This is a genomic window from Candidatus Poriferisodalis sp. (genome assembly GCF_965204125.1).
Classification (GTDB): domain Bacteria; phylum Actinomycetota; class Acidimicrobiia; order Acidimicrobiales; family Poriferisodalaceae; genus Poriferisodalis.
The window spans coordinates 2,234,526-2,247,580 of the sequence record NZ_OZ241968.1 but is presented as its reverse complement, the minus strand read 5'-3'; the positions used below and the strand labels follow the sequence as shown (position 1 = coordinate 2,247,580).

Below are 13,055 nucleotides of genomic sequence, written 5' to 3'. Positions count from 1 at the left end.
CATGAAGATCGCCGTCGACTTCCCGTCCATTGCGTTCCGGGAAGGACCTCAGCGTGTGCTCGACCTGGCCAAGGCCATCGAGGACCTGGGCTACGACGAGATTGCCGCATTCGACCACGTGGTGATGGGGCACCCTGGCGAGGGCCGCTTCACGATCTACCCCGCCAACATGCCGATTCTCGAGGCCCTGATGCTGCTGGCCAACGTGGCAGCGGTGACCGAGCGAGTCTCGCTGTCGACCGAGGTGCTGGTGCTGCCGCAGCGCCAGCCCGTGCTGGTGGCCAAGCAGATCTCCACGCTGGACACCCTGTCGAACGGGCGGGTGCGCCTCGGCATCGGCGTGGGTTGGCAGGATTCCGAGTACGACGCCCTCGAGGAGGACTTCAGCACTCGGGGCAAGCGCATGGACGAGGCCATCGACCTCATGCGCACCTACTGGGCAGGCGGGCGGATCGAGTACTCGGGCGAGCACTACAACAGCCACGACATGGGCATGGAGCCCGTGTCGCCCCAAGGCGCCGGAATCCCGCTGTGGATCGGCGGCGACAGCCGTGCCGCGCTGCGACGCACCGCCCAGAAGGGCGACGGCTGGATGGCGTCGGGCGTCAGCGACGAGCGGGCGCTCGAGTGCGTGACGGAGATCCGCCGCCGGGCCGAGGAGGACTTCGGCCGCGATCCCGACGCGATCGGCATGCAGCTCATGCTGGCCCCGCCGCCCCGCACCGATGCCGACAAGGGCTTCTACAAGGACTTGGACGCCATCGGCGAGCGGGCCGCCGTGGTCAAGGCGCTGGGCTTCGACTGGGCCTCGGTGAATGTCACGGCCATCTTCCAGGCCGGTGCCCGCTCGGTCGATGCCATGATCAACCGGCTGGGCGAGATTCTCGAACGCATCCGGGCCGAGACCGGCTGAGCCCCGCTGGATCAGCTTCCGGCACCACGATCACCATTCAGGGACCACAGGACAGAACAGGACAGCCACCATGAGTCAGCCGCAACTCATCATCGACAACCTCAAGACTTGCTGGGCGAGCTCGAAGGAGCTCTACGGCTCGCTCGCGGGCGACCAGTGGGACGTGCAGTCGCACTGCCCCGACTGGACCGTCAAGGGCGTGCTGGCACACCAAGTGTCCGTCGAGCAAGGTCTGTCGGGCTGGCTGCCGGAATCAGTGGAGACACCGCCCCCGTTCGGCGAGATTCCCGGCCTCTTCTCGGCGGCCATGGCGATGAGCGGCGCGGAGCTGACGGCGCTGGCTGCCGAGGTGTGGGACGAACGCGCTGCACAGCTCGAGGCGCTCGACGAGGAGGTGTTCGACCGCGGATCGATGACCCCCGTCGGACCGGGCACCTACGGTCGCTTCATGGCCATCCGAGAGTTCGATCACTGGATGCACGAGCGCGACTGCCGCACCCCACTGGGCCTGCCGACCGGCAACGGCGGCCCCGCCGCCGAGATGGCGCTGAACGAGGTACACCTGTCGATCGGCTACATCGCCGGCAAGCGGGTCGGCCTGCCCGACGGCGCCACGATGCGCTTCGACATCACCGGCGCTGTCGAGCGCGACATCTACGTGCAGGTCGAGGGCCGGGCCCGCGAGGTGGACCACGTGGAGAACCCCACCGTCACGCTGCACTGCGACTCGATGGCGTTCATGGACCTCACCTGCGGGCGGATCGATCCTGAGGGCCCGATCGCTGCGGGCTTGGTGACGTGGTCGGGCGATGCCGAGCTCGGCGCCCACGCCGCCCGCAACCTGCGCTTCACGATGTAGTCCCACACGGCACCCTGATCTCGATAAGCCCTGATCTCCATAGGCCACCAGCAAGGAGCACCCACATGTCAGAAACGTCCCTGCCAGTACGGCACCTGTTCAGAATGGACATCGATGCCGACCTGTCCAATGCCGCTCGCATCCGCGGCGGGCCAGCCGGCACCCGGATGGTCGCCTCGGTCGACGGCGGCACCGTCACCGGCGAGCGCATCAACGGCACCATCTTGGGCCCGTCAGGCGACTGGCTCTACCGCGCTGCCGACGGCACCATGCATCTCGACGTGCGCATCTCGATCCGCACGAACGATGAGGTCGACATCCTGATGGAGTATCAGGGGAAGATCTACCCAGACGGCACGCCGCGTTCCGCGCCCACCTTCCAGACGTCGATGGAGGGCCCGTACAACTGGCTCAACAAGATCCAGGCCATCGGCATCGGCTCGCTCGACGACGGCAAGCTGGCCTACGAGGTGTACGAGCTGCTGTAGCCGGTCGGCGCCGCCCCGGTGCTGGGTCGGCGCTGCATTACCTGGCGCTTGCAGGTCCGCGCGGGTAGCCGAACCACATCAGCGGGATGCACAGCGCCTGCAGCGCGCCCAGCAGCAACCACATCCAGTTGTAGAGATGCACCTCGTGGGTGCCGCCGAGCACTGCGATTGCGGCGGCCACGCCGACTGCAGCCAATCCATAGCGCAATGACTGGTGGACGCCGTTGGCGGTGGCGATCGAAGCGGCAGGGATGTCGGCGAGCGCTGCCGAGTTGAGGTGGCTGGCAAGCACGCCCAAGCCGAGCCCGAACAGCATCGTCGAGGGGAACAAGGCCAGCCAGTAGCGCACGTTCTCGTCGAGGAAGAACAGCAGCCACAGCATGCCGGCGGTGGCGAAGACCGACGCCAAGGTCATCAGCCCCCGGAAGCCGTGCTTGTCGGCCCAGCGTCCGCTCAGAATCGCGACGGCACCTGAAACGACCGGCGCCGGCGTGAACGCCAGCCCGACTCCCAGCAGGCTGTAGCCCCACACTCCCGTCAGGAACAGCGGCCAGAGGAACCAGCTCGTGAAGGCGCCGATCATCGACAGCGCAACTGCGAGGTTGGCCACTGCGAAACTCCGAATCCGGAACAGCCGCGGATCGAACAGCGGCTCGGGGTGCCGCGCCGAACGCAGCAAGAAGAGCGGCAGCAGGACTGCGCCGCCGCCGAAGCACGCCAAGGTCCAGGCCGACGACCAGCCCCAGTGGCGGCCCTGCAGCGTCGCGAGCACGATCAGGAACACCGCCGCGGTGCCCATGATGACGCCCAGCAGATCCAAGGGAGTGCGCAAGTCTCGCTTGGCTGTCTCGTAGAGGAACCGCAGCGAGCCCAAGAATGCGAGCGCCGCGATGGGCGCGATCGCCAGGTAGACGCCTCGCCAGCTCGAGAACTCCAGGATCACTGCCGCGAGTCCGGGAGCGATGCCGGACGCGACCATGCCCGCGGCTGCCCAGATGCCGATGACGCTGGCCTGGCGCCCCGCGGGGAATTGCGGCAGGACCAACGCCAGCGAAGACGGGACGGTGAGCGCACCGCACAGGCCCTGAACAGCACGGGCAGCGAGCAACACGCCGATGCCCGGCGCGAATCCGGCGATGATCGACGAGACCAGCAGTCCCAGCACCCCTGCCCGGAAGACCAGCAGGCGCCCGTAGCGGTCGGCCAACCGGCCGCCGACGATGATCGTCGAGGCGAAGGCGAGCGCATAGCCGCTGACGATCCAGCCGGTGATGGCGTCGGAGACCCCGGCGAATGAGCGGACGATGTCGGGGAACGCCACGTTGGTGACTGTGACGTTGACCGTGCCGAGCACGAACGCCAGCGATCCGGTCGCCAGTGCGAGGCCTGCCCGGCCGCGGGGAGCTTCAGCATCGCCGGAGGACCGGTGCGGGCCTGGCGCTGGCAACGGGCCCGTCGGCACGGCACGGTCGATGCGCTGCGGTGCGAGGTGATCTGTGGGCTCGGACGTGACGCGGTCGATGCGCGGCGGCGCCGCGCCGACTGCGCTGGGCACCAGGCGCGCTGCACCTTCGCTGAGCCGGAGGTGGACGACCTGCGGTGCGGGGCTTGACGCTGGAGCGAGGTCCTCAGTCATCGCCCGCCGGGGGACGACGATCGCGCAGGCCGCTGAGCCGCGGCGGATGCGCAGCGAGAGCCTCTTCCACGGGCTCAGTGCCCCAGCCGGGCTCGTCGCCCAGCACCAGGTGGCCGTCCACGTAGTTGGGCGCGACCGTCACGATCTCGTCGTCCCACGCGATGCGGTCGATGTCGGTTTCCATGATGATGATGTTCGGGGTGGCCGCCGCCCAGTGGGCATTCATCATGGTGGCGAGGTGACCGTAGAAGTTGTGCGGCGCGACGCTGTGGCCCATGCCGTCGGCCATCGCGGCCATCTTGGACGACTGCCAGAAGCCGTTCCAGATGCCATCGATGATGGGCACGTCGAACGAGCCGGCCTGCAGGTACGGGTACAGCTCGCGCACGCCGAACAGGCTCTCTCCTCCGCTGATGGTGCAGCCGGCCTTCGAGCGGATGTGCGCCATGGCGTCGGGGTGGTCGGAGTCGATCTCGATCCAGAACATCCCGAAGTCGGCGAGTTCACGCACAATGCGGGCGTAGCCCTCAGTGCGAGCGTTGAAGTTCAGGTCCAGCAGGAGGTCCATGCCGTCGCCTGCGCCGTCGCGGAATGCCTGCAGGGTCGCCCGGATCTCGTCGATGAGCTGGCGCGACACGTTCAGCTCGGGCGCGAACGGCGTGCCGAAGCCCGGCAGCCAGCCGCGCAGGCCCTCGGGTGTCTGGCGGAAGATGTTGGTCTTGAGGGCGGTGAAGCCCTTCTCCGCAACCTCGGCGCCGAGCGCTCGCACACCGTCGAGGTCGGTGATGCGGTTGCCGTAGATGTGCCCGAGGTTGATGCGCCAGGTGCCGCAGTGCGACCAGTACACGCGGATGCGGTCGCGCACCCTGCCGCCGAGCAGGTCATAACAGGGCACACCGAGCGTGCGCGCCTTGGCGTCGAGCAGCGCATTCTCGACGGCGCCGATGGCTTCGCCGATGATGCCGCTTGCGGCCTGGCGGGTGCGGGCGAACAGGTACTGGTAGGTGGGCTCGTGGTCGAAGACCGAGCGCCCGATCACCAGCGGCGCCAAGGCCTCGATGGCCGCCGTGAGGCCGGGCGAGGCGAACCCCTCGTCGTACTCCGCCCAGCCAACCACGCCGTCGGCAGTGGTGATCTTCAAGAAGTAGTAGTTGCGCCACGCAGCGTCGCACGACAGCGTCTCGACTCGCTCCACCACCGTTCCGCGATCCGAAGAGCCGCCGACTCCTGCCAGGTCACTCATTGCTGCCTTCCCGGTTCAGGCGTGCCGAGCCGCTCACCGGCCCCTGAAGCTAATTCGGCGCCGGTGGTACGATCCGGCTATGACGGCTGTCACGCTCAATATCGAACCGCTCGATGCCACGTTCGGAGCGTGGGTGCACGACATCGAGCTCCGCTCCATCGACGACGCCACCTTCGAGGCCCTGCACGAGACGTGGCTCGAGTACGCGCTGCTGATCTTCTCCGGTCAGTTCCTGACCAACGACGAGCAGGACGCGTTCGCCCTGCGCTTCGGCAACTTGGAGTTCAACGCGGCACCCATCTCGAATGTCGGCAAGGACGGCAAGGTGCACCACGAGTCCAGCGACGACCTCGTGAAGTCGCTCAAGGGCAACTGGGGCTGGCACCACGACAGCACCTACATGCCGCTGCAGGCCAAGGGCGCGGTGTTCACCGCCGAGCTGGTGCCCAAAGACGGCGCCGACACCGGCTGGGCCGACATGCGGGCGGCCTATGAGGTGCTGTCGGACGAAGACCGTGAGCTGGTGCACACGCTCGAGGCGCACCACTCGCTCTACTACAGCCAGGGCCGCGCGGGCCTGCTGCCGAAGAAGAAGGACGACGGCACCTACGGCATGTACGGCTATCACGACATGGACATTTCGGTTCGGCCGATGGTGAAGTACCACCCCGACACCGGCCGTCCCAATCTGCTGATCGGCCGGCATGCGCACGACATCATCGGCATGGATCCAGACGAGTCGGTGGCACTGCTGGACCGACTCAATCGCGAGGCCTGCCAGCCGCCGCGCACCTACCAGCACGCGTGGACCGAGGGCGAGGCCGTGATCTGGGACAACCGCCGGCTCATGCACCAAGGTGTGCCTTTCGACATGTCCCAACCGCGCAAGATGTGGCATTCACGCATCGCCGGTGAGCTCGAATCCGAGCTGGCGCTCAACCACACGTCCGAGACGGCGGGCTTCAAGCACGGCCGCGACGCCATCATGAACTCGGTTTCGTAGCCGGTCCGATACCTGCAACGAGAGGAACATCGTGGCTGCGTACGTCATCACGCGGGTCAACGTCACCGATCCGGATCAGTACGAGAAGTACAAGGCGCTCTCGCCCGCCGCTGTCGCCGAGAGCGGCGGGAAGTTCATCGTGCGCGGCGGCGATTCGGTGACGCTCGAGGGTCCTGACGAGAATCGCCGCATCGTGGTGCTGGAGTTCCCCGATGTCGACTCGGCGAAGAACTTCTACGACTCAGAAAAGTACCGCCACGCTCGCGACGTGAGGGCGGGTGCCGCCGAGTTTCAGATGGTGGTCGTCGAAGGCGTCTAGCCGGGCCGCCGCGGACGCCTACGTTCGGGTAGCGAGCACACAGGAGCAGGCAACATGGCGCGCACGTCGATCGAGATCGAGAGCTTCCAGCACGCGAACCCCATTCCGGCGGCCACGCGGATCGGGCCGCTGGTGGTGTCCAGCATCACGCCGCCGACCAACCCGGGAAGCCGCGACGTTCCAGACACGCTCGAGGAGCAGATCGACAACCTGTTCACGCACGTCGGCCAGATGCTCGATGGCGCCGGCGCCACCTGGGACGACATGGCGAAGATGACGTTCTACGTCGCCGATCCGGCGGCGTCACGCCCGGCGCTGAACGGCCCGTGGCTGGAGCGCTTCCCCGACCCCGAGTCGCGCCCCGCTCGCCACAACATGAAGGTGGAGGGCGGCGGACCGGTGCAGATCTCCTGCACCTTCGTGGCCTACATCCAAGACTGAGCTGCTGAGTCTCGGCCCCGGCGTCGGTTAGCTTTCGAGAGACTTGAGCCCCTGCGCCGAGCAGTCAGTTCAGAGAATGAGCAAACGCCGAAGTCGAAATGCAGCACGGCTCGGGGGCAGCGTCATCCGGCCTCCGACATCAGCTGAGCAGCGGCGCACAGCGGCCCAATTGCAATCAGAGCGCTATCGGCTCGGCATAGCGACGCCGGAGGACGACAAGCCCAAGAAGAAGCCGGGTGCCAAGACCGGGCCACGCCCTGCGCGCGATGCCAGCAAGAACGCCAAAGCCCCGCGACGGTCCAAGGTTTCAACCTCAAACCCCACGAAAGGTCAGCGCACCATCGCTGCGTCCGCGAGTGCGCCGATGAGACGACCGGATGCAAACCCCTCGGGCGACCGATCAGACAGCCTGGACTGGAAGGCCGCCGTAGTCGCAGTGTTGTCGACCGGTGACTCACTGACGGCTGGCGAGATCTCCGATCGCATCTATTCGTCAGGGCTCAGCGAAGAACTCGCCGCCAACGGTCTCCTCAAGGACAACCCCTACGAGGCGATCCGCGAGGCAATCAACCGTGCCAACGCCGAGGGCACGGCGATTACCAGATGGCGTGACCCGGTCGACGCCGCCGTCAGATACGCCCTCGGCGACCAGCGGCCGAAGCAGCCTGAGCCAACCTCTCGGACTTCTTATGCCCCACCCAAGTCAGGCGCGTCGAGACGGCATCGCGCCCTGGGAGGGCCTCGCACGCTGCTGGACGCCGCGGAGCTCGCACTCAAGTACCACGCGGACGGGCAGCCATTGCACATTCAAGACGTCGTGTCGCTGGCAGTTGAGCATGGCTACTGGTCGACTGGTGGAAAGACCCCGACAAACACGCTCTCCGCTCGCGTGGGAGTCGAGATCAAGCAGCGCCAGGACAGCGGCCAGCCACAGAGATTCACGCGGCCCCACCGCGGCTACCTCGGCCTCGCGATCTGGGGGGCCTCAGATTCGGGACTCGTCGATGAGGCTGAATCCAGCCGCATCGAAATTGAGCCCGCTTCCCCACTGATCGACGGTGGCGGAAGCACGACTGCTGATGATGCCGTCATAGATGCTGAACTGACAGATAGCGAGGCCGCATTAGCGGGTGTCGATTCGGTTAGCGCCAGCGCGGGCCTTGACGCCGAACGGCAATCTTCGGGCGACATGGTCCGACGAGGCGGTCCGGAAGCCGTCATCGCACTAACAGAGCTACTAGCGACACTGCAACCAAGAGACTTCATCCGATGTCTCACCGCCTACCTCGCTGCCATCGGCGCATTTGACCTGACGTTCACCGGCAGCGCTAGCTGTTTTGACATCGGCGCCCGAGGCAGCATCGTCGCAGCTGGGCTATTCCGAAGGCCCCTAGCCGTGCATGTGAGTTCCAGCATCGACTACGAGGTGACGGCGTCGGACATCGCCGTATGCCGCGGCCAAGCTGGCACGTACGATCTTGCCCTGGTGATCGCACTGGGTGGTTTCTCACCGGAAGCGCGTGCCGAAGTGCAGCGCTCCGGCACGCTGCCGATAGAAGCCCTCGATCGCGCCGGATTCGCGCAGGAACTCTTCGGCCTCGAGATCGGCATTCGCGTTGAACGCGTCGACACGTACGAAGTCGGGCCGTACTTCTGACGCGCGCTCCAATTGGGTTGATGTGCCAACCGTCAGCGTCGCGACACTTCGAAGGGCGGATGCGGCTTCAGACTCCTGCCTGTCCTACATCCCCGGGGCTCAGTCCTCGGGCAGCCCGACTCCGAAGCTGATCTGGCCGAGGGGGCCGAAGTCGGCGACGATGGCGTCGCCGGGGCGGATCGTGCGGGCACGGATGAACGAGCCGGACAGGATCGCATGGCCAGCGGACATCGTGACGCCGAACTCGTCGAGCTTGCGGGCCAGCCAGGCCACTGAGTTGAGCGGGTTGCCCATCACGGCGGCGGCAGTGCCGGACTCTTCGAGGTCGCCGTTCAGGTACAGCGCACCGCCGATGTGGCGGATGTCGACGTCGGTGAGCTTGGTCGGGCGGCCGCCCACAATGATGAACCCGCATGAAGCGGCGTCGGCGATGCTGTCGGCCACACCGGCCTGGGTGCTGCGCCGGTTGTACCGCCGGTCCACCACCTCGATGGCGGGAAGGATGAAGTCGGTTGCCCGCATCACGTCGATGGCGTTGATGTCGGGACCGCCGAGGTCGGACTTGAGCACGAAGACGATCTCGATCTCCACCAGCGGCACGTTCAGGATCGACGCCGGCACGATCGAGCCCTCGTCGAGGAACCAGTTGTCGAACAGCGTGCCGTAGTCGGGCTCGGTGGCGCCGGAGGTGGAGCGCATGGCCTTCGAAGTCAGCCCCACCTTGTATCCCTTGACCACCCGCCCCGCCGCCACCTTGACGTCGGTCACGTACTGGCCAATGGCGTACGCGTCGTCGTTGTCGGCGCCCGGGTAGGTGTCAGTGATCGGGTCGATCCACTCGCGGGTGTTCTCGGCATGGAGCAGCGCTGCAGCCGCTTCACGCCGCTGCTCGTCAGTCATCGCCATGTCGTGCTCCCCGTCTCAAGCGCCCCGGCGCTCCGCAGCGTTGGCTAGTTCGCAAGCTACAGGGCACCTAGGATGCGGCCGAGATCAGACTCCAGCGCCTGCCACCGCGAAAGATGGCTCACAGGGCCTGATCGGTCGAGCCTCTCCACGAGCAGCCGGCGATGCGAACTGAACCGCCTATCGAACTTCTTTCGGTGACGGCCACTGGTACCGGAGGCGATTGCTAATGCTCTTTGCAGCACGCCCTTTGGGTCGGGAATGCTCTCAAGTCGATCCAGTCCAGGTATCTCGAGGTCATCCGTCGAGTTGGGACGGCCTGCTACTCGACGGATCAGCTGCTGGTCGGCGAGCAGCCAGGCTTCGGTCATACGCACTGGGATGACAGGCACGGTTGGAAGGCCCGCACGCACCTGCTGCACGGCTGCATCGATCTCGCTCAGCCGTTGCTCCACATTCAGCTTCTCAGCGTCACGATGAACGAACAGCAGATCCGGTGATTGTTCCCCTCGCAGCAGGAACTCAAGTCGGTCGCTGATGCGCAAACCCGGCGGGTTTGGCAAGCGCTCAAACTCGGGTGCCGTCACGTTGACACGCACGCCACGCTCGACACACATCGCCTCGAGGTGCGCTGCCAGCGGTCGATCAGACACGCCGTCGGTAAACAGAATGGCGCGTCGGATCACGCGGTCTGCGTTTCGAGCCCGTAACTGTCGAGCGAGACCTGGGCGCCCCTGGCAATCGTTAGGAATGGCAAGAGGTCCAGATGCGTCGCGACACCGGACTCGGAGTGCTTCTCCCGCCAGCTCTTTGCAAATGGCACCAGCCGGAGGACGCGCTCAGGCATGCCGCCTGCTTCGCCGCGCACGCTCGACATGGCGACGAGAAGCTCATCGGGGTCGATGTGCTGAACAAGCGCCGGTGAATGCGTATTGACAATCACCTGCCGGGCAGGGTTGTCATCGCCTACCGGTAGATCGGGATCGACGGCGAGGTCCCTCAACAGGTCGGCCATTTCGGCAACGTTCGCAGGGTGGATGCCGTTCTCCGGTTCTTCCATGCAAATGAGGCCGCGTTCGTCGGGATCGGATTCGAGAACAGCCAACGCGAGGAATCTAAGGGTTCCTTCAGAGAGTGCCTGCGCCGGAAGTTCGATGCCATTGAGCTCGGTCACCATCAGAGTGAACAGCTCGTTCGTATCATTCTCGTCTACCCGCACATGGCGTGCCCCGACGCCCGAGAGCGCGCCGAGTCGCGCAGCAATGCGGGCGTAGGCCTCACCGCTCGCGGGATTGTCTGTTGCATTCTGACAATGACGGTTCGCTACTCGATGCAGGGTTCCGGGAAGGTGCCTGCCTGCCGCTGTGAGCCGTCGACGGTCCGAGTAGCGATCAGCTGCTCGCAACGCCGTCGGCTCAAGAGCGAGGCGCCGCCAGCTCTGCATCTCGCGCCGAGCTGCAAGCATGGTCGGGTTGTCGGCACCCGTGATCGTGCTAAGGACCGTCGCAGGCGCATGTGCCGCTGACGCCGGCTTCGGGCGCCCGCGGCTTCCGCCGTCTTGGTGAATCTCGATCACGGCCTCGCCAGCACGATCCTCGGTGGAGATGAACGCGGCTGCTCGACGGCCGAATACCACTGAGTCCCGAAAGTTCTTCTTCGAGTGGGGGAAACGGAGATGCCGATGCGCTTGACCGATCCTGATCGGCGTCATGGCCTCGCGGAGTAACACGAGGCCGCCAGATTTGTCGCGTCCACGTGGCCGCTCGTAGCCGACTTCAACTTCGTAGCGGACGAACGTGATAGAGGCCCGAGCTTCCCTGCCGAAGTCGTCGTGCACTTCGGCAGGAATGATCATCTCCGCTGCAAATCGCATCCGCCGCTGCTCGTGAACGGATCCGCGCCAGAACAAGTCGAGCGGATCGCCGGAGCCGCGCTCGCCTGCTGAACGAACCATGTGGGCCGCTTCCATCAGCGGATTAGACGACAGCAGACTGAGGAACTCGATCGCATCAAACACGTTCGATTTGCCAACACCATTCTCCCCGGCGATGCAGGTGAATGGCCCGAACTCAACATCGAAGTCGAGCAGATTCTTGAAACCGTCAACCTCAAGACGAGTCAACATGTCTGCGCATCTCGCTGTTCCGCACAGTGCCACGGAGCATTGCGTTGCTGGATACGAGACAGCCAGCAGCATCGATGATTTTGCACCTTTCGCATGCTAGGCGCGTGGTTGGGCGGGTTCGAAGGCAAGGTGATGTGGCTCATGCGAAGCCGAAGATCGGCGGGAAGGCCACGACGACGAGCGCAGCCCAGGCGGCGTAGATGCCGAAGTGGGCGGTCTGCCAGCGAACAATGTCGCCGAAGGGGCGCCGCCGGCGCCACAGCTCCAGATACAGCCACACGCTCCCGGCCAGGTTCACCAGGAAGATGGCGTTGATGCCCGCGATTGCCGCCCGATTCGGGCTCCAGCCGAAGTCCGCGATGCGCCCGACGACGGCAACCAGCGTCAAGACACTGGTGAGCAGCCCCGCAGCGGCGAGCATCGCGGCGGCACCGTCGAAGAATCCCGGCCGATCGCCTGGGCGCCTCGCGGCACCGCAGAACAGCAGCAAACCGACCACGAAACCCAGCAATACGTTGAACAGGATGAGCGCCTCTCGGTCGGCCTCGATGCTCCGGCCCGTTGCCGGCACCGCCACGAGAAAGACAACCAGCATCGCTGCGAACAGGGGCGTGAAGATGTACGCCAGCATCGAGGCGAATCTCGAGACGGCACCCGCCCAGAATTCGACGAGCCAGGCGGTGACAACAACGGCGCCGGCCGACCCGGCCACCATCACCCACTCGGTCATCCATCTCGTGTCGATGTCGAGGGCCACGAAGGCGCCGACGGTGAGGGCGCTGAACACCGCACCGGCCAGCGCGATCAGCACGCCGTACACGATCCACTCGCCTGTGAAGCGCACGTAGTCCATGCGCGGGCCGGCCAGCCTCCAGCGCTCTCCGGTCCGGGCGAGGCCGATGACCAGCCAGAGCAGCACCGGCAGGTGCAGCGCGGCGAGCACGAACGTGGAGCTGTTGTCGTCGAACGGGTAGGCATTGATGACCGCTGCCGAGCCGGTGACGACCGCGCCGATCACGGCCGTCACCCAGTACGGCGGCCGCTTCAGCCACACGAACCAGCCCGCCAGCGCCGGCAACACGAGCAGGCTGAAGTTGCGGGCATAGAAGCTGGCGTCGTCGGAGTCGGTCAGGCTGAATCCGAATGCCTCGGGCAGCCGCACCGCAATTGCTGCCGCGACCGCGAACGCGGCCATGATCCAGAACCCGCGCCGCCCGGCGCCGAACTCGCCAGCGTCAGCCGTGGCATCGGCATCCGTCGATGCCAGCTCGGGCTCGTCCCATATTCCTGCGAAGCGCTCCCGAGCGAACGCTCTCACTTCAGGATCGGTCGCAGCCAACCGCCGTGCCGCAACAAGCAACGCCTCGTCAGCGGAGAGGCCGCCCGCCCGAAGCGCCTCGGCCTCTGCCCGTAGGCCGGCGTGCTCGACAGTCGGACCGGCCGCCGCCGGATCGCCCGGCTCAGTCAT

At 66.0% G+C, this 13,055-nt stretch carries 13 protein-coding genes; 7 read left to right on the top strand and 6 right to left on the bottom strand.

Annotated elements, in window-relative coordinates; all coding sequences use genetic code 11:
• Window position 1: 1 nt before the first annotated feature.
• The 3 genes from ACOGXD_RS10490 (at window position 2) to ACOGXD_RS10480 (ending at window position 2,260) form a co-directional block, all read left to right on the top strand.
• A complete protein-coding gene (locus ACOGXD_RS10490; RefSeq protein ID WP_419914881.1) occupies window positions 2-913 on the top strand; it encodes an LLM class F420-dependent oxidoreductase in 912 nt (303 codons plus the stop codon).
• A 70-nt stretch (window positions 914-983) separates the two neighbouring features.
• Window positions 984-1,772: a maleylpyruvate isomerase family mycothiol-dependent enzyme gene (locus ACOGXD_RS10485; protein WP_419914879.1), complete on the top strand. Its 789-nt coding sequence runs from the start codon at window positions 984-986 to the stop codon at window positions 1,770-1,772.
• A gap of 65 nt (window positions 1,773-1,837) precedes the next feature.
• Window positions 1,838-2,260: a DUF3237 domain-containing protein gene (locus ACOGXD_RS10480; protein WP_419914877.1), complete on the top strand. Its 423-nt coding sequence runs from the start codon at window positions 1,838-1,840 to the stop codon at window positions 2,258-2,260.
• A 37-nt stretch (window positions 2,261-2,297) separates the two neighbouring features.
• Here the strand turns inward: ACOGXD_RS10480 and ACOGXD_RS10475 are convergent, their stop codons facing one another.
• Together ACOGXD_RS10475 and ACOGXD_RS10470 are read right to left on the bottom strand one after the other, a co-directional pair.
• Window positions 2,298-3,815, bottom strand: a complete 1,518-nt coding sequence (locus ACOGXD_RS10475) for an MFS transporter (RefSeq protein ID WP_419914875.1) — start codon at window positions 3,813-3,815, stop codon at window positions 2,298-2,300.
• A gap of 73 nt (window positions 3,816-3,888) precedes the next feature.
• Complete coding sequence (locus ACOGXD_RS10470; protein ID WP_419914872.1) at window positions 3,889-5,139, bottom strand: mandelate racemase/muconate lactonizing enzyme family protein; 1,251 nt, start codon at window positions 5,137-5,139, stop codon at window positions 3,889-3,891.
• 79 nt (window positions 5,140-5,218) lie between these two features.
• On the opposite strand from ACOGXD_RS10470, the gene ACOGXD_RS10465 reads away from it, so the two are divergent.
• The 4 genes from ACOGXD_RS10465 (at window position 5,219) to ACOGXD_RS10450 (ending at window position 8,559) form a co-directional block, all read left to right on the top strand.
• Window positions 5,219-6,142 carry a TauD/TfdA dioxygenase family protein gene (locus tag ACOGXD_RS10465; protein WP_419914870.1) on the top strand — a complete coding sequence of 308 codons (924 nt, stop codon included), beginning with the start codon at window positions 5,219-5,221 and terminating at the stop codon, window positions 6,140-6,142.
• Between the two features lie 31 nt (window positions 6,143-6,173).
• Window positions 6,174-6,461 (top strand): DUF1330 domain-containing protein, encoded by a 288-nt coding sequence (locus ACOGXD_RS10460; protein WP_419854156.1) that lies wholly within the window; start codon window positions 6,174-6,176, stop codon window positions 6,459-6,461.
• A 54-nt stretch (window positions 6,462-6,515) separates the two neighbouring features.
• Complete coding sequence (locus tag ACOGXD_RS10455) at window positions 6,516-6,902, top strand: RidA family protein (RefSeq protein WP_419914868.1); 387 nt, start codon at window positions 6,516-6,518, stop codon at window positions 6,900-6,902.
• 364 nt (window positions 6,903-7,266) lie between these two features.
• A complete protein-coding gene (locus ACOGXD_RS10450) occupies window positions 7,267-8,559 on the top strand; it encodes an HTH domain-containing protein (protein ID WP_419914866.1) in 1,293 nt (430 codons plus the stop codon).
• Between the two features lie 99 nt (window positions 8,560-8,658).
• Here the strand turns inward: ACOGXD_RS10450 and ACOGXD_RS10445 are convergent, their stop codons facing one another.
• From ACOGXD_RS10445 to ACOGXD_RS10430, 4 genes are all read right to left on the bottom strand, one after another.
• A complete protein-coding gene (locus tag ACOGXD_RS10445; protein ID WP_419914864.1) occupies window positions 8,659-9,465 on the bottom strand; it encodes a 2-keto-4-pentenoate hydratase in 807 nt (268 codons plus the stop codon).
• A 56-nt stretch (window positions 9,466-9,521) separates the two neighbouring features.
• On the bottom strand, window positions 9,522-10,148 hold the full coding sequence (locus tag ACOGXD_RS10440; RefSeq protein ID WP_419914862.1) for a hypothetical protein: 627 nt from the start codon (window positions 10,146-10,148) through the stop codon (window positions 9,522-9,524).
• A complete protein-coding gene (locus tag ACOGXD_RS10435; RefSeq protein WP_419914860.1) occupies window positions 10,145-11,587 on the bottom strand; it encodes an AAA family ATPase in 1,443 nt (480 codons plus the stop codon). Before ACOGXD_RS10435 ends, ACOGXD_RS10440 begins: the two co-directional genes overlap by 4 nt.
• 139 nt (window positions 11,588-11,726) lie before the next feature.
• Window positions 11,727-13,055, bottom strand: a complete 1,329-nt coding sequence (locus ACOGXD_RS10430; RefSeq protein WP_419914858.1) for a hypothetical protein — start codon at window positions 13,053-13,055, stop codon at window positions 11,727-11,729.

Excerpts from the sequence above, each read along its gene's own strand:
- ACOGXD_RS10455 (WP_419914868.1), top strand. The coding sequence starts at position 6,516 with ATGGCGCGCACGTCGATCGAGATCGAGAGCTTCCAGCACGCGAACCCC.
- ACOGXD_RS10430 (WP_419914858.1), bottom strand. The coding sequence starts at position 13,055 with ATGACTGAGCCGGGCGATCCGGCGGCGGCCGGTCCGACTGTCGAGCAC.
- ACOGXD_RS10470 (WP_419914872.1), bottom strand. The coding sequence starts at position 5,139 with ATGAGTGACCTGGCAGGAGTCGGCGGCTCTTCGGATCGCGGAACGGTG.
- ACOGXD_RS10490 (WP_419914881.1), top strand. The coding sequence starts at position 2 with ATGAAGATCGCCGTCGACTTCCCGTCCATTGCGTTCCGGGAAGGACCT.
- ACOGXD_RS10465 (WP_419914870.1), top strand. The coding sequence starts at position 5,219 with ATGACGGCTGTCACGCTCAATATCGAACCGCTCGATGCCACGTTCGGA.
- ACOGXD_RS10445 (WP_419914864.1), bottom strand. The coding sequence starts at position 9,465 with ATGGCGATGACTGACGAGCAGCGGCGTGAAGCGGCTGCAGCGCTGCTC.
- ACOGXD_RS10480 (WP_419914877.1), top strand. The coding sequence starts at position 1,838 with ATGTCAGAAACGTCCCTGCCAGTACGGCACCTGTTCAGAATGGACATC.
- ACOGXD_RS10450 (WP_419914866.1), top strand. The coding sequence starts at position 7,267 with ATGAGACGACCGGATGCAAACCCCTCGGGCGACCGATCAGACAGCCTG.
- ACOGXD_RS10485 (WP_419914879.1), top strand. The coding sequence starts at position 984 with ATGAGTCAGCCGCAACTCATCATCGACAACCTCAAGACTTGCTGGGCG.
- ACOGXD_RS10435 (WP_419914860.1), bottom strand. The coding sequence starts at position 11,587 with ATGTTGACTCGTCTTGAGGTTGACGGTTTCAAGAATCTGCTCGACTTC.